The sequence below is a fragment of the Arthrobacter sp. THG-b23 genome, from assembly GCF_059091265.1.
The window spans coordinates 210,533-233,778 of record NZ_JBNHGM010000004.1; the positions used below are offsets into that span (position 1 = coordinate 210,533).

Here is a 23,246-nt window from a genome sequence, read left to right on the forward strand (position 1 = left end):
CATGGCGGCTTTGAGGGCTCCGGTGCTTGCAGCCGGCGTAGCCGCCGTGCTGGCCCTGCTCACCGGTTGCGCCCCGGCGGGGGAAACCGCTCCCCCTCCCGCCGATTCCGCCGGCACGACGACGGCCGCACCGGCCCCGTCCGAGGACACCACGTCCCTGCCGGTCCCCGAACAGAGCCCGAAGGCTTCCCGGAAGGACGGCGACGCCACCGGTGGAGGTAAGAAGGACGGCGGAAACAAGGGCGGAGCCCAGGGTGGCGGACAGAAGGACGGCGGGAAGCAGGACGGCGGTGCGAGCGGCGGCGGGAAGAAAAACGGCGGCGCGCCCGGCGCCGGGGAGGACCACACAGACCCGGCGAGCATCGCCGTCGTCGTCAACAAGGCGCGGCCCCTCAATCCGCTGAACTACTACCCCGTGGACCTGCGCCAGCCGGCGGTGAACCTGGGTACCGGCGGGGAATCCGCGCTGCTGCGCGACGCCGTGGCGACCGCCACCGAGGACATGTTCAACGCCGCCGCTGCCGACGGGGCGTCCATGATCATGGTCAGCGGTTTCCGGTCCTACGCCACGCAGGTGAGCACCTACAACCACTGGGTGCGGCAACACGGCAGCGAGATTGCCGCGGACATGATCTCGGCGCGGCCCGGTTATTCGGAGCACCAGACCGGGCTGTCCCTGGACATCGGCGACGCCACCGGGGTGTGCAACCTGCAGCAGTGCTTCGCCGAGACGGCAGCGGGCAGCTGGGTGGCCAACAACGCCGCGCGCTTCGGGTTCATCATCCGCTACCGGCCCGGCGCCGAGGCTGTGACCGGTTATTCGCCGGAGCCTTGGCACCTGCGCTACGTGGGAAAGAAAGTGGCTGCGGAGATGGCCGAACGGGGCATCGAGACGCTCGAAGAGTACTTCGGTTTGCCCGGAGCCGCCCGCTATTCGTGAGCGGCGACGAGGCAGCGCCACCTTGTAGCGGCCTCAGGGCCCGGCCCCGAGGCGTTACATTTGGCCACATGATAAACGGATTCAAAGAGTTCATTATGAAGGGCAATGTCATTGACCTTGCCGTGGCCGTGATCATCGGCGGAGCCTTCGGGAGCGTGGTCAATGCCTTGGTCAACAGCGTGCTGATGCCGTTCATCGCCGGGCTGGTCGGTTCGCCGAACTTCGACAGCTTCCTGCTGTGGGACTTCAACGGCAACAACGTCGCATTCGGCGTCCTGCTGACCGCCATCGTGAACTTCCTGCTCATTGCCTCCGCGATCTACTTCGTCATTGTGGCACCGATGAACCACATGATCGAGCGGCGCAACCGCCGCCTGGGGATCAACAGGGAAGAGGAGGCTGTCGACCCGCAGGTCGCGCTGCTCACCGAGATTCGGGACGCGCTGAAGGCGCGCAACCAGGCGTAAAGGCGGCCTCCGGAAGCCCGCCGCTACCGTCGCGCGGGGCGTTCCCGCAGCGCCGTAGGGAGGGCCTGACGTTTCGGCCCGCTCGGCGTACGCTGTGATCATCACCATCGGGAGCCTGCTGGAGGGAACTCCCGACACCCCTCGCGCAAGAATCAGGTGAAACCTCCATGCGACCTCATCTCCCCCTTTCCTTGACGGCAAGATTTGCCGCCGCGCTGCTGACCGCCCTCGCTCTGATGCTGGCGGGGCTGCCGGCCTCCGCCGGCCACGTTGCCTCCGACACCCCCGGTTCGACGTCGGGGTGCACGGACCGAATCATCGACCTGCCGGACGCAACGTCTGCGGAGGGCATCGCCGCCGGGCGGGGCAGCACCTTCTACGCCGGCGATCTGCTGGCGGGCGACATCTTCCGTGGCGACATACGGCGGGGCACCGCCGAGAAGTTCATCGACGCACCGGACGGGCGGTTCGCCGTCGGCATGGCTGCCGACACGCGGCGGAACCTGCTCTTCGTGGCCGGCGGGCCTACCGGCAAGGCGTATGTCTACAACACACGGACCGGAGAACCGGTGGCCGAGTTCCAACTGAACGACCCCGCCAGTTCCTTCATCAACGACGTAACCCTTGGCCGGGGCGGCGCGTGGTTTACGAACTCGCGTGAAGGCGAGCTGTACTTCGTGCCGATCGACCACCGCGGGCAGCTGGGCAGCCCGCGGACACTGCAACTGAGCGGTCCTGCCGCGGAAATCCCGAGCGCGTTCAACCTGAACGGCATCGTGGCGGCCGACCACGGGCGGAAGCTGATCGTGGCCCACTCGGCCAACGCGGCGCTGTACACCGTCAACCCGAGGACCGGTGCCAGCGAGATAATCTCCGGCGTCAGCGTCCCCAACGTCGACGGGTTGGTGCTGAAAGGCCGCTGGCTCTGGGCGGTCCAGAACATGGACAACCAGATCAGCGTGATCAAGCTGGACCGCCGCTTTGACTCCGGGGAGGTCCGGTCCGTGATCACCAGTGACGCCTTCCAAACCCCGACCACCGCCGCGCTGTTCGGCCATCGGCTTGCCGTCGTGAACGCGAAGTTCGACACCGGCAACCCGCCGACGGCGGACAGCTACGAGGTTGTGGTGGTGAAGGCCTGGCGCTGAGAGCTACCCGGCACGAGACGGCGGCTTGGCCGGACCGCAACCACCGGACCGGCAGCTCGCCCGCCCTACTCGGAGGCGGCGGCCGTCTCCAACGACAGGTGCGCCTTCACGGTCCGGGCCAGTTCCTCGGCGGTAGCCTGGGCGGTCTCCATGTCCGCGGCTTCGACCATCACGCGGACGACGGGCTCGGTGCCGGACGGGCGTAGCAGCACCCGGCCGGTGCCACCCAGCGCGGCGGACGCGGCCGCCACGGCCTGCTGGAGCGGCTGGTTGGTTTCGACCCCCGACTTGTCCACGTCCTTAACGTTGATCAGTACCTGGGGAAGCCGGACCATCCGCTGCGACAGCTCCGAGAGGGGCTTGCCGGACTTGGCCACCTGGGCGGCCAGCTGCAGCCCGGTCAGGACGCCGTCGCCGGTGGTGGCGTAGTCCGAGAAGATGACGTGGCCCGACTGCTCGCCGCCCAGCGAGTAGCCGTGGGCGCGCATGCATTCCAGCACGTACCGGTCGCCGACGGCGGTTTCCTGGATGCGGATGCCGGCGTCCTGCAGGGCGAGCTTCATGCCGAGGTTGCTCATGACCGTGGCGACCAGGACATCGTCCTTGAGCCGGCCGGCTTCACGCAGGGCCAGCGCCAGGATCGTCATGATTTGGTCGCCGTCCACGACTTCGCCGCGCTCGTCCACGGCCAGGCAGCGGTCGGCGTCGCCGTCGTGGGCAATGCCCAGGTCGGCGCCGTGCTCGACGACGGCGGCCTGCAGCTTCTCCAGGTGGGTGGAACCCACGCCGTCGTTGATGTTCAGCCCGTCCGGCTCGGCACCCATCACCACAATGTCCGCACCGGCGGCGCGGAACACCTCCGGCGAGCAGCCGCTGGCTGCACCGTGTGCGCAGTCGAGAACGACTTTCAGGCCCTCCAGGCGGGCCGGCAGCGTCTGCAGCAGGTGCAGGATGTAGCGGTCTTCCGCGTCCGCGAAACGCTGGATGCGTCCAATCTCCGCGCCCGTGGGCCGGACGCGCGGCTGCGCCATCTCATGCTCGATCGCGTCCTCGACCTCGTCCGGCAGCTTGTGCCCGCCGCGGGCGAAGAACTTGATGCCGTTGTCCGGTGCCGGATTGTGCGAGGCGGAAATCATCACGCCAAAGTCCGCCGCCAGATCCCCCACGAGGTACGCGGCCGCCGGGGTGGGCAGCACCCCGGCGTCGTAGACGTCGACACCCGCACTGGCGAGGCCGGCCTCCACGGCAGCGCTGATGAACTCGCCGCTGGCGCGCGGGTCGCGGGCGATCACCGCCGTCGGGCGCTTGCCGTCTTCAACTTGCCGGTGGCCAAGGACCACTGCGGCGGCCTGTGCGACCTCGAGCGCGAGCTCTGCAGTGATCAATCCGTTGGCCAGTCCGCGGACTCCGTCGGTACCAAATAATCTAGACATCGCGACCCATTTTACGGCAGGGTGCCAAGCAGTCGGTCCACCTCCGGCCGGCAGTCGCGTGGGAAGCCCCGTTTTGGCCCCGGCCACGTCCCCGGATACGGCCACTTAAACGCCAGCGAGGCCCCGCAGCCATGCTGCGGGACCTCGCGGTGGAAGCCAAAGCTCCGGAAGCGGTTTAGCGCTTCGAGTACTGCGGCGCCTTGCGGGCCTTCTTGAGACCGGCCTTCTTGCGCTCGATGATGCGAGCGTCGCGGGTGAGGAAACCGGCCTTCTTCAGGGTCGGGCGGTTGTTCTCGCGGTCGATCTCGTTCAGTGCGCGGGCAACGCCCAGGCGCAGCGCACCGGCCTGGCCGGAGGGGCCGCCGCCGTGGATGCGGGCGATGACGTCGTAAGCGCCTTCCAGATCCAGGATCTTGAACGGATCGTTCACTTCCTGCTGGTGCAGCTTGTTCGGGAAGTAGTTCGCCAGCTCACGGCCGTTGATGGTCCAGTTGCCGGCACCCGGAACCAGACGCACGCGGGCGATAGCCTGCTTGCGGCGACCCACGGCGCCTCCGCCTACGGTGAGGGCGGGGCGTTCCTTCTTGGCGGTCTCGGTGACCTCGGATGATTCCGAGGTGTAGCTGGTGAGGGTTTCGCCCTCAGCAGCAGTGTTCAGCTCTTCAGCCACGATGCTCCTTGAATTAAGTTTCTAGTGGTGGCCGGCGCTACTGGGCGACCTGGGTGATTTCGAAGGTCTTCGGCTGCTGGGCAGCGTGCGGGTGCTCGGCGCCCGTGTAGACCTTCAGCTTGGACAGCTGCTGGGCAGCCAGGGAGTTCTTCGGCAGCATGCCCCTGATGGCCTTCTCAACTGCACGAACCGGATTCTTCTCCAGCAGTTCGGCGTAGTTGACGGAGGACAGGCCACCCGGGAAACCGGAGTGGCGGTAGGCACGCTTCTGTTCGAGCTTGGCGCCGGTCAGGGCGACCTTCTCAGCGTTGATGATGATGACGAAATCGCCCATGTCCATGTGAGGAGCAAAGGTCGGCTTGTGCTTTCCGCGCAGCAGTGTTGCGGTCTGGCTGGCAAGACGACCCAGGACGACGTCGGTGGCGTCAATGACGTGCCACTGGCGGTTGATATCGCCGGGCTTCGGAGTGTACGTACGCACGGTTTTTGCCTTCGTTTGGTGTTCTAAGGTAGCGGCGCATCCTTCACAGAACGCACGCGCAAAGTTGGTGATGCGCTACCGGAACTTCAGGTGAGGACTGAAATGTAACCAGTGGCCCAGAAAGTCTCGGCTATCTCCGTGGACCAGGTTGGCCCTGCAACTGGGCCGCCACACGGACATAGCGTATCGAGGTTGGACACGCACAACGACTACCAAGTTTATCCTGCCGTGCGGGGTTAGGTCAAAAAGACCCAGAACAGCACGACGACGCCGGTTCCTGGCCGGGGCCCCTGGGGCCGCCGGTGGCGCGGTTTAGCTGCCAGTGCGGTTTGGCTGCCAGTGCGGTTTGGCTGCCGGCGCCGTTTAGCTGCCGGCGCTCCCGGCTCCGCCGCTGCCGGGGAGGCTGAGGCCCAGCAGGGCCTTGATGCGTTCCTCGGCCTCCGGGCCGCTTTGCGCGGCTGCCACGTTGGCTTCGCTGACCGCCTGGACCACTTCATCGCGCTGGATCTTTACGCCGCGCGGGGCCTCGATGCCCAGGCGGACGCCGTCGCGGCGGGCATCCAGCACGGTGATGACAATGTCGTCACCGATCAGGATCCGCTCTCCGGGTTTTCGCGTCAGCACCAGCACGCGTCAACTCTATCGCAGCTGAACTTGGCGCCGGGGCAGGCCGCGCAACCCGTCGCGGGCGTCAGAGCCAGGCGGCCTCGGCCGGCTCGCCGTCCACCCAACCCACCGGCACCCCGAGTGTGTTGACCGTCTTCGGCGAGCCGGTGTGCCTCGTTCCGGTGACCGCCAGGCCGTCGGGAACGACGACCCGCTGCACGGCCTGCACCCAGCGGTCGGTGTCCTCGGCCTTCCGCCCGGCGTCCACCGCCAGCCAGATCTGGTCGGCTCCCAGTGCCGGCAGGAGCGCGAGCAGCTCCAAAGACGGCGTGAGCGCCTGACCCAAGCCAAAGGCCACGAAGACGCTCTGTCCGCGCTCCACGCCTCGGGCACGGGCACCTATCGCACTGTTGCGGTCCTGCACCGGTCTCCGGACATCGGCGGCATGCGCACCGGCCATCTTCACCATGTTCCCGCCGCCGTAAATCCAATCGGCGGCCTCGGACGGCGCACCGTTAACCGCTGGCGCCGCGGCGGCCATGGAAGTGGCAGCCTCCAGGGCAACATCGCCCTGGCCGATCACCAGCACCAGGTCCCCCGGACCGTACAGCGGCACCGGGATGGCCGGCTTGCCGGCCGGGCCCGCGCCCGCGGCCCGCTGGGCCTCCTGCGGCTGCGCCGGCCCGTCCTCTGTGACTGTGCCGACGACTACGCCGGTGCCTCCCCCGGCGTCTGCGTGGCCTTCAGTGTGGGCCGAGCGGCGCGGAGCCGGGTCGGTGGCCTCCGTGCCGGCCTGCTCAACCTCCTGCCCGGCCTGCTCCGCCTGCCCATGCTCCCGCTCAAAAGCCTCGGTTGCCGGGGGTCCGGCCGCCGCGCGGCGGCCCGTACCGGCCGGCCGGGTCCGGGATCCGGTGGCCTCCAGGGAACCGCCGGCCACTGCTGCCGCCGGCATGGCCGAAGCTGCCGTAATTGGGACCGGGGCTGCTGCGGCTGCGGTGGCTGCGGCTGCCGTGGCTGGGGCTCCCGTGGCTGGGGCCTCCGTGACGGGGGCTTCCGTGACGGGGTCTTCGATGGCCGCTGCACGGGCCTCCGGCCCCAGCGCGGCCGCGCCGCCGGCATCTGTGCCCGCGTCCTTCGGGGGTTTCGGGTCGATCCGCCGCCGTCCCGAGCCGGGCCCTGCCGCGGCGGCTCCGGAGCCCTCCGCCTGCCCGCCGGCGGCTTCCGGCAGCGGTTCCTCCAGGCGGGCGCCCTTGGGTAGCCGGGTGGGCCGCGCCGTGTTGAAGGTCAGGTTGTCCATGATGACCGCGAACTGGTCGGTATGCGTGGAGACGTGCAGTTCGGGCGCCTTGCCGTGCAGCCTTGATTCGGTGCGCTCGGCGTCGGCCAGCAGCGCGGCGATTCCGGCGCGTGCCTTCTGGTCCAGGGCGTGCTGGCCGCGCACGGTCGAGGCCGGCAGTTCCACGGTGACTTCGTAGTGCTCGCGGGCGAAGAAGCCGCGGATGCCGCCGACCGTGACCTTTTCGGCCGCGACGATCTTCGCGTCGGGCCCGTGGTCGGCCAGGACCTTGGCCTTGAGTTCCTGGAGGGATGCGCCTTTAAGCTGCAGCCGTCTGGCCGACACGTACTACCCCCACGGTCTCGATCTTCACGTTGGCGGAGGTGACCTCCTGGTAGGACAGTACCGGAAGTCCCCCGGCCTGCGCCGAGACGAGCCGCCGGATGGCGGGGCGCAGCGCGGGCGCGCACACCAGCACGGCGGTGAGGCCGTTGGCTTCCACCTTCTCCAGCGCGTTCCGCAGCGAGGCCAGCACGGCTTCGGTCCGTTCCACCGAGAGCAGGATCTGCGTGCCGTGTTCGGACGGGCGCATGCCCTCCAGCATCGACTGCTCCAGCGTGGGATCGATCATGATCACGCGCAGCAGCTGCCCGTCCAGGTACTGCGCGGTCAAGGCCGGGCCCAGCGCCTGCCGGGCGGCCTCGATCAGCCCCTCCGGGTCGGTGGACGACTTGGCCTTCAGCGCCAGCGCCTCGTAGATGCGCGGCAGGTCGTTGATCGGGATCTGCTCCGCCAGCAGCCCCTGCAGCACGCGCTGCACCTCGGCCAGCGACAGCAGGGACGGGGTGAGTTCGTCGACGGCGGACGGGTTCACCGACTTCACGCCCTCGGTCAGCACGCGCACGTCCTCCCGGGTCAGCAGCCGCGCGGCGTTGGCGGAGATCAACGAGGACAGGTGCGTGACCAGCACGGAGACCCGGTCGATCACGGTGGCTCCGGCCATCTCCGCGCTGTGCCGCATCTCCGCCGGGACCCATTTGCCGGCCAGCCCGAACACCGGCTCCACCGTGGCGACGCCCGGCAGCGATTCCAGGTTGTCCCCCAGCGCCAGGACCTTGCCCGCCGGTGCGTCGCCGCGGCCGGCCTCCACGCCGGCAATCCGGATCACATACGTGGACATCGGCAGGTCGATGCTGTCGCGGGTGCGCACCGGCGGCACCACCACGCCCAGCTCCATGGCAATCTTCCGGCGCAGCGCGCGCACCCGGGCCAGCAGGTCGTCGGAGGCGCCGGAGACCAAATCCACCAGGTCCGGGGCCAGCTGGATCTCCAGCGCGTGCACCCGCATCTGTTCGATCAGGTCCTCGGTAGTCTCCGAAGCGGGAGCCGCCTGACCCGCTTCGGCGGCAGCGGCGTCGTCGTCCTTGGCTTTGGCCGCCTCCGTGGCCTTGAGCCGCTGTGCCATGAAGATCAGGAACGCGCCCACCAGGATGAACGGGATCTTGGGCATGCCCGGGATCAGGGCCAGCAGAATGGCCGCGCCGCCGGCGATCATCAGCGCCTGGCGGGACTGGGTCAGCTGGTCGGAGGCGTCGGAGCCCATTTCGGAGTCGGCATTCGACCGGGTCACGACCATGCCGGTGGACACGGCCATCAGCAGCGCCGGGATCTGCGTGACCAGGCCGTCGCCGATGGTCAGCAGGGTGTAGGTGCTGACCGCGTCGCCGATCTCCATGCCGCGCTGCAGCATGCCGATGGCGATGCCGCCGATGATGTTGATGATGATAATGATGATGCCGGCGATCGCGTCGCCCTTGACGAACTTGGACGCGCCGTCCATGGCGCCGTAGAAGTCGGCTTCGGCGGACACCTCGGCACGGCGTTCGCGGGCCTGCGCGTCGGTGATCAGGCCGGCGTTCAGGTCGGCGTCGATCGCCATCTGCTTGCCCGGCATCGCGTCCAGCGTGAAGCGCGCGCCCACCTCGGCCACCCGCTCGGCGCCCTTGGTGACCACCACGAACTGGATGACCACCAGGATCAGGAACACCACCGCGCCGATGATGATCGAGCCGCCCACGGCCACGTGGCCGAAGGCCTCGATCACCTGCCCGGCGTAGCCGTCGCCCAGCACCAGCCGGGTGGACGCCACGTTCAGGCCCAGCCGGAACAGCGTGGCCACCAGCAGCAGCGACGGGAACACGGAGAAGTCCAGCGGCTTCTTCACGAACATGGTGGTCAGCAGGATCACCAGCGCCAGCAGGATGTTCACGATGATCAGCACATCCAGCAGTCCCGCCGGAATCGGCACCACCAGCAGCAGGATGATGCCCACCACCCCGATCGGGACGGCGAGCTTGGAGAGGTTGCGGTTCATCAGTCACCTCCGGGTGACGGTAGGGACAAGGCACGGCGGCCCTGCCGGGTTGAAGCGTGGGCGGCGGCATCGGCGTCGGTCATGGCCGGCTCCGCCATGGTGTGGACGCCGACGGCCGTGCCGCGGGCCTTCAGGCTCATGACGAAGGCCAGCACGCGGGCCACGGCGTTGTAGAGCTCCATGGGGATTTCCTGGCCGATCTCGCAGGCGGCGTGCAGCGCCCGGGCCAGCGGGACATCGCGCACCACCGGCACGCGGGTGGTTTCGGCTTCCTCGCGGATGCGGGCGGCAATGTTGCCCGCCCCCTTGGCCACCACGCGCGGCGCCGACTTTCCCGGTTCGTACTTCAGCGCCACCGCGTAGTGGGTCGGGTTGACCAGCACGACGTCGGAGCCTCCCACCGCGGCGATCATGCGGTTGCGGCTCATCGCCAGCTGCCGCGAGCGCCGCTGCGACTTGATCAGCGGATCGCCCTCGGAGTTCTTGTTCTCGTCGCGGACTTCCTTCTTGGTCATCCGGGTTTTCTTGCGGTTGCGCCGGATCACCACCATCACGTCCAGCACGGCCAGCATCAGGCCGGCGATGATCGCGGTCTGCAGCAGGCCGGCGGTGCCGCCGCCCGCAGCCTCGAGCAGCGAGGCGACCGAAAGCCCGCCGGCGGTCATCAACACCGGGACCAGCCCCTGGATCACAAAGTACAGGGCCAGTCCCACCACCACGGTCTTCAGCAGCGCCTTGGCACCCTGCCAGAGCGCCTGCATGCCGAACACCTTCTTGAGCCCGTTGACCAGGTTGAACTGCTGGGTCTCGGGTTTGAACTTCTTCCAGTGGATGCCGCCCTGCAGCGCCGCACCCGCGATGACCACGGCGACCACGGCCAGGAACATCGGTGTGAGCGTGTACGTGATGGTGCCCAGCCCGTCCTCGAGCACCTTGACCACCAGCCCCGGGTCCGGCGACTGGATCATCCGGGTGACGGTGAACATCTGGTCAGTGCCGGCCTGGGAGGCCCGGTCGATGGTCATCGGCAGCATCAACGCGGCCGCGCCCACGCCAAGCCAGGCGGTGAGGTCCTGGGATTTGGAGAGCTGGCCCTTCTGGCGGACGTCCTTCATCCGCTTGGGGGTGGCTTGCTCTGTCCGTTCTTCGGACGTTTCCTGCGACATCTAGCCCACCCCCGTCAGCGCCGTCACGGCCTGCCCGGCGAGCGAGGAGACAATCCGCGGCAGCGCCACGAACACCACGCCGGCCAGGGTCAGGGTCAGGAAGATCTTCAACGGAAAACCCAGCGCAAACGCGTTCAGCGCCGGGGCCACCCGCGTGAGCAGACCCAGGCCGGCGTCGGCCAGGAACAGCACCACCAGCAGGGGTCCGGCAATCTGCACCGCCGCCAGGAACATCTGCGTCACGCCGGTGATGATCAGCTGCACGGGCTCGGCCAGGTCGACTCCCCCGCCCAGCGGCAGCGCGGTGAAACTGCGCGCGAGCCCGCCAATGATCAACTGGTAGCCGTCGGAGGCGAACAGCAGCACCAGGGCGGCCATCTGGAACAGCCGGGTGAACTGGGCGCCGTTGACCATCGACTGCGGGTCGAACGCCTGCGCCATGGAGAAGCCGCCGAACAGGTCGATCAGCGTGCCCGCCGACTGCACCGCGGAGAACACCACCAACACGAGGAAGCCCAGCAGCGCGCCCACCAGGATCTCCAGCACCAGCGCGCCGAAGAACCCCGCCGTGCTCATCGGCTCGTACCCGTTGGCCACCCGCGGGGAGACCGCCAGGGCCAGTCCGACGCCGAGCATCGCCTTGATGCGGGTCGGGATGGCTCCGTAGGAGAACGGCGGGGCAATCAGCAGGAAAGCCACCATGCGGACACCTGCCAGCATGGTGGCCTCGATCCACGCCTGGTCGAGCGGGAGGTTCATTATCCGCCGCCGAGCAGGCCGGGGATTTTCTCGAACATTTCCTGGGTGAAGGAGACCATCTCGGAGATCATCCAGTGTCCGCAGATCAGCAGCGCCACGGCCACCGCCACGGCCTTGGGCACGAAGGACAGCGTGATTTCCTGGATCTGCGTCATGGACTGCACCAGGGAGACGGCGAAGCCCACCACCAGCGCGGTGACCAGCACCGGGGCGGAGAGTTTGGCGGCGACCAGCAGGCCCTGCAGGCCGATGTCGAGGACGGCGTTTGTATCCACGGCTAGGTACCGTAACTTCCGACCAGGGCGGTGATGATCAGGCCCCAGCCATCCACCAGCACGAACAGCAGGATCTTGAACGGCAGCGAAATCATCACCGGCGGGAGCATCATCATGCCCATGGACATCAGCGCCGAGGCCACCACCAGGTCGATCACCAGGAACGGCACGAAGATGACAAACCCGATGATGAACGCGGCGCGCAACTCGGAAATCATGAACGCCGGGATCAGGGTCTGCAGCGGCACCGCCTCCGGATTCTCCGGGTTGGGCAGGTCGGCAGCGCGCATCATCAGCGCCAGGTCTTCCTCGCGGGTGTGCGCCAGCATGAAGTTCTGCAGCGGAGCGGCGGCGGCACCCACCGCGTCCGTGAAGTTCGTGGTCCCTTCCATGTACGGCTGCACGCCCAGCTCGTTCACTTGGGTCAGCACTGGCCACATGATGAACAGCGACAGGAACAGCGCCAGCCCGGCCAGCACCTGGTTCGGCGGGATGGAGGGCAGGGACAGCGCGTTCCGGGTCATCGCCAGCACCACGAAGATCTTGGTGAAGGACGTCATCATCAGCAGCAGCGCGGGAGCCACCGACAGCAGCGTGATGCCCAGCAGAGTGATGACGGCGGACGACGGCGTCCCGTTGGGCCCGTTGATTTCCACCGAGAACCCGCCGTCGCCGTCCGGCGACCCCGGTTCCACGGGGGCCAGCGGGTCCACGGGGGGAACCGGGGCGACCGGCGACGCGAAGGCTGAAGGCGCGCTCAGGATGGCGGCGACGACGGCAAAGACCACCGCCAGCAGTAACGCCAGCAGTGCTGTGGTGGCCAGACGCGGCCAGCGGCCCGCCGTCAAGGCCATAATGCCGGTGCTTCTCAACGCGAACGGACCTGCTTCAGGGCTTCGGCGGTCTGCTTCCAGGTCGACGGCGAAAGGATGGAGCCGGCCAGCGGGGAATCCGGCGCCTGCTCCGCCCAGCCGGCCGGACGCGACGCCCGGCGGCCGGTGCGGACAGAACGCCGTCCGCCGTCGATCGGATACAGTCCGGCCTGCCGGATGGGAATGACGTCGTTGTCGTGGTTCGCCTCGTCGAACTCCTGCGCGGCGACCGGGTGCTCTTCAATCGCTTGTTCGACGAGCGGCTCGGGCATGGGCGCGGCGGCACGACGGGCCGCGCGGCGCGGGAAACCGGAGTCGGCGACGGAGGAAACTGCCGTTCGGGGGGCGGCCGCAGCATCGGACGAGCCGGACGGGACCGCCGCCTCTGCGGCGGCCTGGTCCTGGCCCGATGGGCGGCCGGTGGCAAGCTCCAGCAGCCGGGAGAAGCTGTCCGCCGTGGTCTGTGGAGCGCGGTGGGCGGGCTCGGCCGCCTCTTCGACCGGCGCCTCACGGCTGTCCAGCACGTGCACGGCCTGATCCGTCACGCCCAGCACGAAGCGCTGGCCGTCGGCGTCAACCACCACGACGGCCGCCTTGGGCCCGATGGTCTGGCGTTCCACCACGCGCACCAGCTTGCGGGCGCCGGTGCGGGCGCCGCGGCTGAAGCGGCGCTGCAGCACCCAGAGCAGCCCCAGCACCACGGCCAGCGAGAGCGCTACCCGCAAAGCGAGGACTACTGTCTCCATTTAGAGGAGTCCTTCGGGCACGTCGAGGATCTTGGTGATGCGCACGGCGTAGTCCTGGTCGACGACGACGACCTCGCCGTGGGCGATCAGGCGGCCGTTGAGCAGCACGTCGGCGGGGGCACCGGCCGAGCGGTCCAGTTCGATCACGCCGCCCGGCTCCAGGTTCAGCACGTCGCGCACGGACATCCGCGTGCGGCCAATCTCCACCGTCAGCGCCATTTCCACGTTGTTGATGCGGCCCAGCTTGGCCAACACCGAGTCGTCCGCGCCGTGCCCGGCCGGGTTACCGCGCAGCCGGATGGCGAACCAGCCGCCGGCCTCGCCGTCGCCGCCGGTTAGCTTGAACACTGCGGCTTCCGGATCGGAGAACAGCGCCGCGGCGTTGCCGACGCGTGCTTCACCCAGCACACCGGCACCGAGAACGGACGTGGCCGCTTCCAGCGCCGGGCGCAGCAGGTCGGCGGCGGATACCAACGGGGAATCCGTACCCGCGGCGGCGGCCAGCGCGGCCTGGTCGGCCACCACCAAGGCGACGTCGGCCGAGGTACCGCCCACAAAGGATCCGACGACGGCGGAGGCCACCTGCCCGGGCAGCGGCCCGCCTTCGTCCTGGCGAACCGCGTAGAGCGGCGTGTTGGTGGGCAGCAGCCCCAGGAGCGCGTCGGCGGCAGCAGCCTGGAGGGTCTGGGTCTGTGTCATCGGGCGTTCTCCTCGGTTGTAACAATGACTCCGGCCAGGCGGTTGCCGTTGGCGCCCACGGCGGCATGCGCCAGCCGTTCGCCGTTGACGGCAACATCCAGCGGGCGGTGTTGCGGGTGCGGCAGCGGCAGCAGGTCGCCTATGGCCAAGTCAAGGACCTGGCCGGGACGGACGCGCATGGGGGCGAATTGCAGGGCCACGTCCACCGGGATCTGCACCAGCTGGGTCTCCAGCAGCTTCCGTGCGTTGGCCGGGCTGCTCATGGCGAACGAATCACGCAGCTGGGTCAGCAGCACCTCGGCCGGGATTGCTACCGTAGCGGGCGCGGACATGTCGCCGACCCGGATTTCGAAGGTGGCAACGATCATCAGGTCGTTGGTTGCCGCCGCCTGCGCGAACTGCGAGTTGTAATGGATCTGGTCCAGGCTGATGGGCGTGGTGAGCAGGGAACCCAGCGAGTAGCGCAGGTCCTCCAGCGCGTCCTCCATGAGGCGGCTGACCAGGGCCTGTTCAATCTGGGTGAACTTGCGGTCCGGATAGTCGTGGCTGCCGTTGCCGCCCAGCATGTGGTCTACCCACGTCATCGCAGCCTTGGTCGGGAACTGGATCACGGCCTTGCCGGTGATGTCGTCGAGGGCGCAGAGGACCATCGCGGTACTGGCCGGCAAAGAGGCCGCGTACTCGTCGTAGGTTTGCATCTGGACCTGCTCCGACGTGACCGTGCAGATCACGCGGACCTTGGCGGTCAGCTGGGTGCCCCACTGTCGGGCGAATGTTTCGAAGGCCAACTCCAGCACGCGGGAATGCTCCCGCGCCAGAGTGGTGGGCCGCCGGAAATCGTAAACTTCGACGGCTCTGGCCGGCTTTTCGGGCGCGCTAGAGTGCGCATGTTCCTGGACCGTCACAGCAGGCACTATCGGCAGCCTGATTCGGGATGTTAGCAGTTTCGGGAATGCAGGTGGGCGGGTCCCCGGCGGCACGTCCGACGTCGGCCGCCCGGTGCCAGAGCCGAGCCCTCAGTGGTCGGAGGAGGTCGCGCCGGGCGCCGGCGCGTAGGTGGCGTCCGGCCCAGGGCCGCCGCTGTGGCCATCGCCGGTGACGACGTCCTTCCCGGAGCTTCCACCCGGTTCTCCTGCCACGCGCTCGGCAGGTTTGTCCTCAGCGGCTTCAGCCTCAGCCGACTCGGCCTCGGCCTTTTCCGCAGCTTCAGCTTCGGCGGCCTTCTTGGCCAATTCCGCCCGTTCCGCAGCGGCCTCCTTGGCGGCGCCGGCAGGATCCTTCATGACTTCCGGGATCAGGTTGCGGATGGCTTCCGGCTGGCCGGAAAGCACCACGATGTCCACGCGACGGTTCATGGTGAGATCTTTGTCGCTCCCGCTGGTGGTCAGCGGCCTGGATTCACCGAAGCCAACGGCGGAGATGCGGTTCGAAACCACGCCGCTGTCTTCCACCAGATGGCGCAGCACATTCACGGCACGCTCCGAGGAGAGCTCCCAGTCCAGAGCGTTCGGGTCCAGATGGCGCACCTGCGCCGTGTGGCCTTCCACCTTCAGCTCGTAGCCGACCGGCCTCAGCACCGGACCCACCACGTTCAGGACCTTGATGGTCTGCCGGGTGAGCGCCGGTGAGTCGGGCTCGAAGAACGTCTCGCTGCCAATCAGGCGAACGGTCAGCCCGCGTTCGTCAAGCTGGAAGCGGACAGCTTTTTCGAGGCCTTCTTCCTGCAGCCCCTTGGTGATCTTCTCCTGGATGTTGCGCAGGTCATTGACTTCCTTGATGGCCACGTCGAGATCGGTTTTCAGCTCGCCCTCGGTGTCCTCTTCGGCGTCACCGCTGGTAAACCCCTGGCCCTCCGCGTCAACGAGTTCCGGCGGGACGACTACCCCTTCCGCCGTATCAACCGCTTGGGTGCGTTCCACGCCGAAACCAGTGGCCAACGAGTTGGCCAGCTTCTCGAACTTCGCCGCATCCACCGTGGACATGGCGAAGAGCACGATGAACATACACATCAGCACGGTGACCATGTCCATGTAGGAGGCCATCCACCGCTCGTCCGGGTGCTCGTCTTCTTCCGCGCCGAGCGGCCGGCGCGGGCGCCGCGACTTCATGCTGCCTTGACCGCAGGCTTGTCGTCGGACTTGCCGGATTTGCCTTCCTTGCCCGGCTTCCCCGCGCTCATCTCATGCTCCGGAACCATGGCACGCAGTCGTTCGCCCAACAGCCGAGGCTGGCTGCCGGCCTGGACCGCCAGCATGCCTTCCATTAGCAGGGTCATGCGTTCGGTTTCCAGGTCGGACAAGCGCCTCAGCTTGCCGCCGATCGGCAGCCAAATGAAGTTGGCGGAGAGCAGGCCCCACAGGGTTGCAACGAACGCCGTCGCAATCATCGGTCCCAAGGTATCCGGGGTGGAGAGGTTTTCCAGCACGTGCGTCAGCGATACAACGGTGCCGATGATGCCGATGGTCGGGGCGTAGCCGCCCATGCCCATAAAAAACTTGGAGGATTGACGATCGGTGCGCGCTTTGGTGCTGATCTCGTCTTCGAGGAGGATCCGCAGTTCCTCGCCGTCGGTGCCGTCGGCGATGTTCTGCAGCGCCCGCTGCATGAATGGGTCCTTCTCCTCGGTCGCCTCTGCATCCAGTGCCAGCAGGCCCTCGCTGCGCGCTTTCTCGGCCAGTTCCACCACTCGGTCAATGACTACCTGCGGCTTCGCGACCTTGCCGGTGAAAGCCCGGGGCAACGCTTTGAAGGCGTGCAGGCCGTCCCTGAGGGTGGTGCTGGCCAAACCCACGGCGATAGTGGCACCAAAGACCAGAATCATGGGTGCCGGGATGAGGAGCGCCGAGACGTGGGCGCCCTCGAGGGTGATCATGGCGTAGAGCGAGCCGAAGGCCAGCAGGAGGCCTATAAGTGTTGCGGGATCCATTTACGTATTCCTAGGGCGCAGCGGCACAGTGTTGCCGGAGTCCGCGGAGTCTTCTCCGGGGGCAGGCGCGGCGGGTGGCACGAGGCCGAGCTGGGGGTGACCGTGCTGGTGGACTGAAGGCGGCAGCTCACGGGCCAGGTGCAGCACGTATGCGCGGTAGCTGGCGATCATCTCGATGACCTGGCTCATCGTCTCGGTGACGATGTACTTCGCGCCGTCGACCATCACCAAGGTGGTGTCAGGGTTGGCATGGACGCGCTCAATGAGGTCAGGGTTGACCGCAAACTGGCTGTCGTTCAGCCGCGTTACTACGATCATTGGCCCCGTCCCAGGTTTTCTCGAGGGCTCCGGTGAGCCGCTACCTACTACCTTCGGCCGCGCGCGCCCCGCGGTTAGCTGCTCAGGCCGCTTGTCGCGTGCGTTCCCGGTCACGCCGGCTGGGCTGGGACTTGATTCCACTTTCTCCTGCAGCAGGACATGCGCCCAGTGGCGGTAATAGGGAGCCACGCCTGCTGTTGGGTGGTGAGTGATCCCGCCCCAAAACCGGACCGCTGGCATTGCGGGAGGCCTGCTTCATCACGTGACTTGGAGCGGTTGGGGTGGGACGTGGGTTTGCCAGTAGGAGTTGCGCAGCGGTTTGCGGCGGGGGTCGATGTAGTCCGGCGGGGTGAACCAAGGGATGCCGTCGAGGACGTTGATCTGCCAGTTGCCTTGCTCGATCAGGTCGTGGTGGAGCAGGCAGAGGCACACCCCGTTATCGACAGTGGTGCGACCGCCGGCCCACCACGGGATGATGTGGTGCGCTTCGGTCCAGAACGCGGGCATGCTGCACCCCGGGAAGGCACACCCCTTGTCCCGGACGACCAAGGCCCGGCGGATGGCCCGGTTGAAGAACCGTTGCGACCTGCCCAGGTCCAGGATTTCGCCCTCGGACCCGAGGACGGCCGGCATGATTTCCGCGTCGCAGGCCATCCGGCGCACCGTGGTGGCCGACACCGGTCCGTTAAAGACCGCGCTGCCGCCGCCGGAGAGCAGCCCGGCCAGCTGGTCATACCCCGTGGTAACGATCACCTGCGTCCGGTGCCCGCCCGAGTCCGGAAGCCTGCCGGTGTTCAACGCGATCCGGCAGGCCCCGACCAGGCCCGCGAGCAGCTTCTGCGCCCGGGTGGCATCATCCATCGCCTCCACCACGGCCGGATCCACCACCCCGCGGCCATCAGCCCCTGCAGACACAGCACCTTCAGCCGGAATCATTTCCGGGCCGGCAGCGTCGATGGCGGATGCAGCGTCTGCCACGCCGGTCCCGGCCGCACCAGCATGATCCGTGCCTGCCGCTGCAGTGCCTGCGTCGGTGTTTGCCGCGCTGCCGGTGCCGGGGCCGGCGGGGCCTGCCGTGCCACCTTCACTTCCGCCCTTGGTGGCGGTTTCGATGGCGTCGGGGCGGATCCGCGGGTTCGCGGCGCTGTTCATCACGGTGGCGAGTGCTTCGTACTGGGCATCGGTGGTGTTAATGACGAACTGGTGCAACCCCCGGCGCCGGCCCCGGTAGAACATGCCCTGCCGGGCCCGCAGTTCCTCCTCGGTCGGCTCGGCACCGTCCTGGTCGACCGCGGTTTCCCACGTCCTGGCGACCATCACCAGGGTGTCGGCATCGGCCTCTACGGCCTGCCGGACCAGCGACGCTTCCATCGCCTGCAACGCCTCCGGGGTACCGGCGTGCCGGGCCCGGTCCAGGGAATCAACGACCACGGCCGCTGCGTGGCCGCTGACCTCCCCGCCGGCCATGGCCTCCGCCAGGACCGGCAGCGCCGGGACACCGGGTTCCCCGTCAAAGCGCGCCGGCGCGGTTATCGCCTTGCCGACCCGCAGCCTGCGCCGCGCCTCGACAATACCGATCCCCAACCGTGAGCGCAGATACTCCGCGTTGTTGGCGAACTCCGTCTTGCGGCGGCGCTGCGCCGGCTTTGACCCGCACAGGTCCGGGTTCGCGGCGTCCACGCCGGTGTTGATCGCCGCCGCCGGATCCGCCCACTCCCCCGCCCCTGCGCCGGCCCCGGCCTTGGTGCCTGTGCAAGGGCCGGGCGCCGTGGAGTGTTCGCCGTTGCCGGCGATGTCCGCCCGCTCCACGGCCTGGGCGCCGACTCCGGGTCCGGGCGCCGTGGAGTGTTCCCCGTTGGCGGCGATGTCCGCCCGCTCCACGGCCTGGGCGCCGGCGGCCTGCAGGAACTCCACCAGCTTCGAAACGTCCTCGACCGCCGCTACCGTATTGGCAAGATCCCGGGTGCACAAAGATGCAGACTCCGCGGGAAAGCGGTCAGCGATATCCTGCAGCAGGGCAAACGCCTGGGTCAGGGATGTTCCCATCTCCCCGGTGCGATCCAACGGTGCAAGAGCCATACCACAATTTTATTCGTACACACATTCGACGGCCACCAAAAGGGCCCATTGTGTAGGAGTAGTGCCACGCCACTAAACCAGCTGATGAACAGAGGTTGATTCCCGGCAAAGAAATAACGGCCGCCTGGGAACGGGGTGCAGGCGGCCGCTGCAAAGTGGGGGTACTCCGCGGGGCGGAACCCGGTAAGGGTCGTACGTGGTCTCAGGTGTGACGATGAAGAAATGGTCTGCAATCTCTGAACCATCCCTTAGGCGGTGCCCGCTAGATCGTAGGCTGATCCGATAAAAAAGAAGCTCGGATCCATCTCCGCTCAGCCGGAGTAGGGTCACGCTCATCCCACTCCCGTTCCAGCCGCGGCCGCACCCGGAGCCGCACGTTACTGCCTCGACCGGCGCTCCAGGAGGAGTGCCGTCACCCCCGCCGCAACCGCTGCGACGATCGTGGCGATTAGAAGAAGGGGCAGCAGATCCGACCGCCCGGTCAGTGCCAGGGCCGCCATCGTCAGGACGAAGGCGGCCGCTGCCAGAAGAACCACAAGCCGCAGCCTCCTAAGCCGTACCCCCTTCCGACCCATGCTGGGCTTGGGCTGCGGGCTCTGCCGCCGCAATGACCGTTCCAGAACTGATGCGGTAACTGTAGCCGCAACGCCTACGACGGGGATGACGATGGTCAGAGGCCGAGTTAGTTCCGGCTGCGCGAGTGCCAGAGCAAGCATCGTAAGCATCAGTACGAGGGCGGGAGTGATAACGGCAACTCCTTGGTTTCATCACGAGTCCTCATAAGTTGTGTAGATCCCAATGCCCACACATATCCAGCCCTCCGACGGCTCCCACTACAGGTGCGAGGGTTCCCAGACGGCCATGTTCAAACCCAGGGCCGGTTCGCATTCGGCGCCCAATTCAAGGTTCTCCACGATGCTTGCGTTCGCTGTCGAATAAGAACATAGCCAAAAACATGAGCCCAAGCATGGTTACGAGGATGAGTGTCCAATTTGACTCAGTAATCATGAAGTAGATGCCAGCAACCAGCATCAGGACTAGCGGTATGCCCATCATGAGAGTCAGGAATCGCCCTCTTTCACGGTAAGTCCAGACCTGCCCTCTTTTCGGGAACATTGGCACTCCAATCTAACGAAGGGCGTTACCTATCCGAGCCAAATCTCCGAGAAAAGCAAGATAGTTCAGACCATTTTTATGCTCGTTTCGCCTACTGCGTTGTCCGTGACTAAATCTGCAAAAATACCTGTAGCAACGCTCAGCGCGCAACTAACTCCGAGGGTAATAACAGTCCCCGAACCCCCGTTCAGAGTGCCCAACCCGAGGGCAATGGAAGCGGTGACCCCCGCTCCCGTGGCGCAGTCCGCGGCACCTTCAGCGAAACTGTAGAGCCGAAGGGGGGTCAGAGAGGTTAACGGGGTCGTTGGTGGCGAAGGCGTAGCGGTTGGCGCTTGCGGGGTCGAGGGGAGTGTCGAGGGTGTCCTGCTGGGTGAAACGTCCTGTGTCAGGGTTGTAGTAGCAGGCACCGAACTTGACCCAGCCGATGGCGCAGTTCTGGATGGCTTGCTTGAAGAGGTAGGGGTTTGGGCAACGGCGATGGATGCCTGGAGCGTCACCTTCGTCGAACATTCATCACATATCCCCAAACTGCAGTCGCGAGCAATACAACAGCGCACAGAAGGATAGCTGTTCTAGGAACGGCTTGACTCGAATCCAAAACGAGCGCGGCGTATAGCGCCGCCAACAGTGCAAAGATCGCCATGGACATATATACAGCGATGTGCTGCCTCTTACGCATACCTTGCCTCGACTCGATTGGGCTGACTGCACTTCAACAAGAGTCCGCAGCTCCTGTGGCCGAAATACACCGGTGCCCGCAGAGACCACGGCCACAACCACTAGCGGAGCCGCAGCAGCCCCCACTCCAGTCCGTCCACGGTGAGCACCGGCGAGAGGACGGGCGGGATGTCCAGCGGAGGCACGCCGAACTCCTGCTCGACGACGATCGGATCCCACCCGCCGCCATATTCGATGCGTGTCCTCGACATGAACCTGTACCCCCCCTTGGTACTGGGGCGAGTGTAATGCAGGTCACAAATAGGAGATAGACCCGGTCCGAACGTATGTCGGACCGGGGCTATTTTCCTATGTTCTGTTAGGAGACAGAGTAAAAGTTCAGAAATTTTAGCGCTTCAGGTTAGTCAGTTCCTGCAGCACTTCATCTGAGGTGGTGATGATGCGGGCGTTGGCCTGGAAGCCGCGCTGCGCGACGATCAGGTTGGTGAATTCCTGCGACAGGTCCACGTTGGACATTTCCAGCGAGCCACCGGCCAGCGTGCCAAGGCCGCCAGTGCCGGCGGTACCCAGCTCGACCTGGCCGGAGTTGGCGGTTGCACGGTACGACGACGAACCCGCCTTTTCGAGGCCCCCCGGGTTGGTGAAGTTGGCCAGTGCAACTCGGCCGACGACAGCCTGGTCCCCGTTGCTGAAGGATCCCATGAGTGTGCCATCGGGGCTCATGGTGAAGGATTCAAGGGTGCCGGCGGCCCGACCGTTTTGGCTGTCGAAGCCAACGGTAGTCATGCCCGCGTAACCGCTGAGACCCGTCAGATTAACGTTGACGCCGTCAACCGCCATGGGACCGCTTGGCGTCAGGACGCCGTTCCCGTTGAGCGCAAGCGATGCACCGACAGTCCCGCTGCCGGTCTTGGAGACATCCCAGCCGTCTGCTGTGCGAGTGAAAGTCAGGGAGAGGCTGGCCTTGGTGCCGTCCGCCGTAAAGACCTCAACATCGCGGACAAGGGCATCTGATTCCTTCGCGTCAGACGGAAGGTTCCCTGCGAGCACTGCCTCGGAAGTGGCACGGGCCTTGGAGATGGCGTCAGGGGAAAGATCGATTGCGCCAATGGGTCCGCCAACGGGCATGTTTCCGTCGGCATCTGCCATCCAGCCCTGCAGGATGGCCCCGTCCGGGGAGACGAGGCGGCCCATGGAATCGAGTTCGAAGGCGCCGGCGCGGGTGTACAGCTGCTCGCCGCCCTTGGTGGTGATGAAGAAGCCGTCGCCGGAGATCATCATGTCGGTGGCCTTGCCCGTGGCCTGCGAGGAGCCCTGGGTGAAGTTGGTGGAGATGCCGGCCACCTGCACGCCGAGTCCCACCTGTGCCGGGTTGGTGCCGCCGGCCTGGGCCTGCGGGCCGCCTGCGCCCTGGGTCATCTGGGACAGGGTGTCCTGGAACTGGACGGAGGAGGCCTTGAAGCCGGTGGTGTTGACGTTGGCGATGTTGTTGCCGGTGACATCAAGCATGGTCTGGTGGGAGCGGAGTCCGGAGATTCCGGAGTAGAGCGAGCGGAGCATAATCAGCGCCTTTCGGATCGTGGAACGGACGGGTAATTCAGTGATTGGGAAATTTGGGTGGCGGCATTAGCCGGCTTAGGGGGCAGCATCTCAGGCGGCGGCACCCCCGGTGGTACCGGCGGCGCTGGCCGCGGCGTTGGCGCCCGGCGCATCGGTGCCGCTGGCATCCGAGCCGGAGGCACCGACGTCGTTAGTGGCTTCACCCGGACCCGACTCCCCCGCCGCGCCGGCGGCGGTGATCCCGGCGACCAGATCCAGCGGGATCTCCCGGCCGTCGACGATCACCTGAGGGACCGGCCCGGCATAGGACACAGAGGTGGCGGTGCCTGTGACCAGGGATCCGTCCGCGCCGTAGTAGCTGACCTCGCGGCCCACCAGCGCCGCGGCTACGCCGCGCATCTGCAGGGAGAAGTTCTCCTCGCTGGTGGTGGTCATGGTGGCGATGCTTTCCATCATGGCCAGCTGGGTGGACTGGGAGATCATTTGGTTGGTGTCCATCGGCGAGCTGGGGTCCTGGTTCTGCAACTGGGTGACCAGCAGGTGCATGAACATCTCGCCGTCCATGGACTGCTTCGGTGCTCGGACCGGCGGGGCGGTGTACGTCGGGGCGACTGAGCCGACGGGTGGGACGGAGTCGGTGGGCATGGTTCTCCTTGT

25 protein-coding genes are annotated in these 23,246 nt (G+C 66.9%); 3 read left to right on the forward strand and 22 right to left on the reverse strand.

Going from position 1 to position 23,246, the window contains the following annotated elements; genetic code table 11:
• Position 1 precedes the first annotated feature (1 nt).
• From AC5RVD_RS09905 to AC5RVD_RS09915, 3 genes are all read left to right on the forward strand, one after another.
• Positions 2 to 940 carry a M15 family metallopeptidase gene (locus tag AC5RVD_RS09905; protein WP_494126834.1) on the forward strand — a complete coding sequence of 313 codons (939 nt, stop codon included), beginning with the start codon at positions 2 to 4 and terminating at the stop codon, positions 938 to 940.
• Positions 941 to 1,008: 68 nt separating this feature from the next.
• Positions 1,009 to 1,407 carry a large conductance mechanosensitive channel protein MscL gene (mscL, locus tag AC5RVD_RS09910; protein ID WP_494126835.1) on the forward strand — a complete coding sequence of 133 codons (399 nt, stop codon included), beginning with the start codon at positions 1,009 to 1,011 and terminating at the stop codon, positions 1,405 to 1,407.
• Positions 1,408 to 1,574: 167 nt separating this feature from the next.
• Positions 1,575 to 2,555, forward strand: coding sequence for an SMP-30/gluconolactonase/LRE family protein (locus AC5RVD_RS09915; protein ID WP_494126836.1), 981 nt, complete (start codon positions 1,575 to 1,577; stop codon positions 2,553 to 2,555).
• Between the two features lie 65 nt (positions 2,556 to 2,620).
• Here the strand turns inward: AC5RVD_RS09915 and glmM are convergent, their stop codons facing one another.
• The 22 genes from glmM to AC5RVD_RS10025 form a co-directional block, all read right to left on the reverse strand.
• Positions 2,621 to 3,988 (reverse strand): phosphoglucosamine mutase, encoded by a 1,368-nt coding sequence (gene glmM / locus AC5RVD_RS09920; RefSeq protein ID WP_494126837.1) that lies wholly within the window; start codon positions 3,986 to 3,988, stop codon positions 2,621 to 2,623.
• A 175-nt stretch (positions 3,989 to 4,163) separates the two neighbouring features.
• Positions 4,164 to 4,658 (reverse strand): 30S ribosomal protein S9, encoded by a 495-nt coding sequence (gene rpsI / locus AC5RVD_RS09925; RefSeq protein WP_493979144.1) that lies wholly within the window; start codon positions 4,656 to 4,658, stop codon positions 4,164 to 4,166.
• Positions 4,659 to 4,695: 37 nt separating this feature from the next.
• Positions 4,696 to 5,139: a 50S ribosomal protein L13 gene (gene rplM, locus AC5RVD_RS09930; protein ID WP_493979145.1), complete on the reverse strand. Its 444-nt coding sequence runs from the start codon at positions 5,137 to 5,139 to the stop codon at positions 4,696 to 4,698.
• A gap of 363 nt (positions 5,140 to 5,502) precedes the next feature.
• Positions 5,503 to 5,769, reverse strand: coding sequence for a carbon storage regulator (locus tag AC5RVD_RS09935; protein ID WP_494126838.1), 267 nt, complete (start codon positions 5,767 to 5,769; stop codon positions 5,503 to 5,505).
• A 61-nt stretch (positions 5,770 to 5,830) separates the two neighbouring features.
• Positions 5,831 to 7,366: a hypothetical protein gene (locus AC5RVD_RS09940; protein ID WP_494126839.1), complete on the reverse strand. Its 1,536-nt coding sequence runs from the start codon at positions 7,364 to 7,366 to the stop codon at positions 5,831 to 5,833.
• On the reverse strand, positions 7,341 to 9,395 hold the full coding sequence (gene flhA, locus AC5RVD_RS09945) for a flagellar biosynthesis protein FlhA (protein WP_494113473.1): 2,055 nt from the start codon (positions 9,393 to 9,395) through the stop codon (positions 7,341 to 7,343). Before flhA ends, AC5RVD_RS09940 begins: the two co-directional genes overlap by 26 nt.
• Positions 9,395 to 10,561 carry an EscU/YscU/HrcU family type III secretion system export apparatus switch protein gene (locus AC5RVD_RS09950; RefSeq protein WP_494126840.1) on the reverse strand — a complete coding sequence of 389 codons (1,167 nt, stop codon included), beginning with the start codon at positions 10,559 to 10,561 and terminating at the stop codon, positions 9,395 to 9,397. The genes flhA and AC5RVD_RS09950 overlap by 1 nt, the downstream gene beginning before the upstream one ends.
• Positions 10,562 to 11,320, reverse strand: a complete 759-nt coding sequence (locus tag AC5RVD_RS09955; RefSeq protein WP_494126841.1) for a flagellar biosynthetic protein FliR — start codon at positions 11,318 to 11,320, stop codon at positions 10,562 to 10,564.
• A complete protein-coding gene (gene fliQ / locus AC5RVD_RS09960) occupies positions 11,320 to 11,595 on the reverse strand; it encodes a flagellar biosynthesis protein FliQ (protein ID WP_494000437.1) in 276 nt (91 codons plus the stop codon). The genes AC5RVD_RS09955 and fliQ overlap by 1 nt, the downstream gene beginning before the upstream one ends.
• A gap of 2 nt (positions 11,596 to 11,597) precedes the next feature.
• Positions 11,598 to 12,449 carry a flagellar type III secretion system pore protein FliP gene (gene fliP, locus AC5RVD_RS09965; RefSeq protein ID WP_494113476.1) on the reverse strand — a complete coding sequence of 284 codons (852 nt, stop codon included), beginning with the start codon at positions 12,447 to 12,449 and terminating at the stop codon, positions 11,598 to 11,600.
• A 14-nt stretch (positions 12,450 to 12,463) separates the two neighbouring features.
• Positions 12,464 to 13,213 carry a FliO/MopB family protein gene (locus AC5RVD_RS09970; protein ID WP_494126842.1) on the reverse strand — a complete coding sequence of 250 codons (750 nt, stop codon included), beginning with the start codon at positions 13,211 to 13,213 and terminating at the stop codon, positions 12,464 to 12,466.
• A complete protein-coding gene (gene fliN / locus AC5RVD_RS09975) occupies positions 13,214 to 13,912 on the reverse strand; it encodes a flagellar motor switch protein FliN (RefSeq protein ID WP_494107664.1) in 699 nt (232 codons plus the stop codon).
• Positions 13,909 to 14,826 (reverse strand): flagellar motor switch protein FliM, encoded by a 918-nt coding sequence (locus tag AC5RVD_RS09980; RefSeq protein WP_494107663.1) that lies wholly within the window; start codon positions 14,824 to 14,826, stop codon positions 13,909 to 13,911. Before AC5RVD_RS09980 ends, fliN begins: the two co-directional genes overlap by 4 nt.
• A 102-nt stretch (positions 14,827 to 14,928) precedes the next feature.
• Positions 14,929 to 16,020, reverse strand: a complete 1,092-nt coding sequence (locus tag AC5RVD_RS09985) for an OmpA/MotB family protein (protein WP_494126843.1) — start codon at positions 16,018 to 16,020, stop codon at positions 14,929 to 14,931.
• Positions 16,017 to 16,838: a motility protein A gene (locus AC5RVD_RS09990; RefSeq protein WP_494126844.1), complete on the reverse strand. Its 822-nt coding sequence runs from the start codon at positions 16,836 to 16,838 to the stop codon at positions 16,017 to 16,019. Before AC5RVD_RS09990 ends, AC5RVD_RS09985 begins: the two co-directional genes overlap by 4 nt.
• A complete protein-coding gene (locus AC5RVD_RS09995) occupies positions 16,839 to 17,156 on the reverse strand; it encodes a flagellar FlbD family protein (protein ID WP_494126845.1) in 318 nt (105 codons plus the stop codon). It abuts the gene before it with no gap.
• A gap of 258 nt (positions 17,157 to 17,414) precedes the next feature.
• Complete coding sequence (locus AC5RVD_RS10000) at positions 17,415 to 19,235, reverse strand: HNH endonuclease signature motif containing protein (RefSeq protein WP_494126846.1); 1,821 nt, start codon at positions 19,233 to 19,235, stop codon at positions 17,415 to 17,417.
• 377 nt (positions 19,236 to 19,612) lie between these two features.
• Complete coding sequence (locus tag AC5RVD_RS10005) at positions 19,613 to 19,771, reverse strand: hypothetical protein (RefSeq protein WP_494126847.1); 159 nt, start codon at positions 19,769 to 19,771, stop codon at positions 19,613 to 19,615.
• Positions 19,772 to 20,606: 835 nt separating this feature from the next.
• A complete protein-coding gene (locus AC5RVD_RS10010) occupies positions 20,607 to 20,861 on the reverse strand; it encodes an RHS repeat-associated core domain-containing protein (RefSeq protein ID WP_494126848.1) in 255 nt (84 codons plus the stop codon).
• A 269-nt stretch (positions 20,862 to 21,130) separates the two neighbouring features.
• Positions 21,131 to 21,280, reverse strand: a complete 150-nt coding sequence (locus AC5RVD_RS10015) for a hypothetical protein (protein WP_494113484.1) — start codon at positions 21,278 to 21,280, stop codon at positions 21,131 to 21,133.
• A gap of 136 nt (positions 21,281 to 21,416) precedes the next feature.
• Positions 21,417 to 22,589 carry a flagellar hook protein FlgE gene (locus AC5RVD_RS10020; RefSeq protein WP_494126849.1) on the reverse strand — a complete coding sequence of 391 codons (1,173 nt, stop codon included), beginning with the start codon at positions 22,587 to 22,589 and terminating at the stop codon, positions 21,417 to 21,419.
• 90 nt (positions 22,590 to 22,679) lie between these two features.
• Positions 22,680 to 23,234, reverse strand: coding sequence for a flagellar hook assembly protein FlgD (locus tag AC5RVD_RS10025; protein ID WP_494126850.1), 555 nt, complete (start codon positions 23,232 to 23,234; stop codon positions 22,680 to 22,682).
• Between the last annotated feature and the right edge of the window lie 12 nt (positions 23,235 to 23,246).

Bases quoted from the DNA above. Each gene is read 5' to 3' on its own strand.
- AC5RVD_RS09905 (WP_494126834.1), top strand. From the start codon at position 2: ATGGCGGCTTTGAGGGCTCCGGTGCTTGCAGCCGGCGTAGCCGCCGTG.
- mscL (WP_494126835.1), top strand. From the start codon at position 1,009: ATGATAAACGGATTCAAAGAGTTCATTATGAAGGGCAATGTCATTGAC.
- AC5RVD_RS09915 (WP_494126836.1), top strand. From the start codon at position 1,575: ATGCGACCTCATCTCCCCCTTTCCTTGACGGCAAGATTTGCCGCCGCG.
- glmM (WP_494126837.1), bottom strand. From the start codon at position 3,988: ATGTCTAGATTATTTGGTACCGACGGAGTCCGCGGACTGGCCAACGGA.
- flhA (WP_494113473.1), bottom strand. From the start codon at position 9,395: ATGAACCGCAACCTCTCCAAGCTCGCCGTCCCGATCGGGGTGGTGGGC.
- AC5RVD_RS09950 (WP_494126840.1), bottom strand. From the start codon at position 10,561: ATGTCGCAGGAAACGTCCGAAGAACGGACAGAGCAAGCCACCCCCAAG.
- AC5RVD_RS09955 (WP_494126841.1), bottom strand. From the start codon at position 11,320: ATGAACCTCCCGCTCGACCAGGCGTGGATCGAGGCCACCATGCTGGCA.
- fliP (WP_494113476.1), bottom strand. From the start codon at position 12,449: ATGGCCTTGACGGCGGGCCGCTGGCCGCGTCTGGCCACCACAGCACTG.
- AC5RVD_RS09970 (WP_494126842.1), bottom strand. From the start codon at position 13,213: ATGGAGACAGTAGTCCTCGCTTTGCGGGTAGCGCTCTCGCTGGCCGTG.
- fliN (WP_494107664.1), bottom strand. From the start codon at position 13,912: ATGACACAGACCCAGACCCTCCAGGCTGCTGCCGCCGACGCGCTCCTG.
- AC5RVD_RS09985 (WP_494126843.1), bottom strand. From the start codon at position 16,020: ATGAAGTCGCGGCGCCCGCGCCGGCCGCTCGGCGCGGAAGAAGACGAG.
- AC5RVD_RS09990 (WP_494126844.1), bottom strand. From the start codon at position 16,838: ATGGATCCCGCAACACTTATAGGCCTCCTGCTGGCCTTCGGCTCGCTC.
- AC5RVD_RS09995 (WP_494126845.1), bottom strand. From the start codon at position 17,156: ATGATCGTAGTAACGCGGCTGAACGACAGCCAGTTTGCGGTCAACCCT.
- AC5RVD_RS10000 (WP_494126846.1), bottom strand. From the start codon at position 19,235: ATGGCTCTTGCACCGTTGGATCGCACCGGGGAGATGGGAACATCCCTG.
- AC5RVD_RS10010 (WP_494126848.1), bottom strand. From the start codon at position 20,861: ATGTTCGACGAAGGTGACGCTCCAGGCATCCATCGCCGTTGCCCAAAC.
- AC5RVD_RS10015 (WP_494113484.1), bottom strand. From the start codon at position 21,280: ATGTCGAGGACACGCATCGAATATGGCGGCGGGTGGGATCCGATCGTC.
- AC5RVD_RS10020 (WP_494126849.1), bottom strand. From the start codon at position 22,589: ATGCTCCGCTCGCTCTACTCCGGAATCTCCGGACTCCGCTCCCACCAG.
- AC5RVD_RS10025 (WP_494126850.1), bottom strand. From the start codon at position 23,234: ATGCCCACCGACTCCGTCCCACCCGTCGGCTCAGTCGCCCCGACGTAC.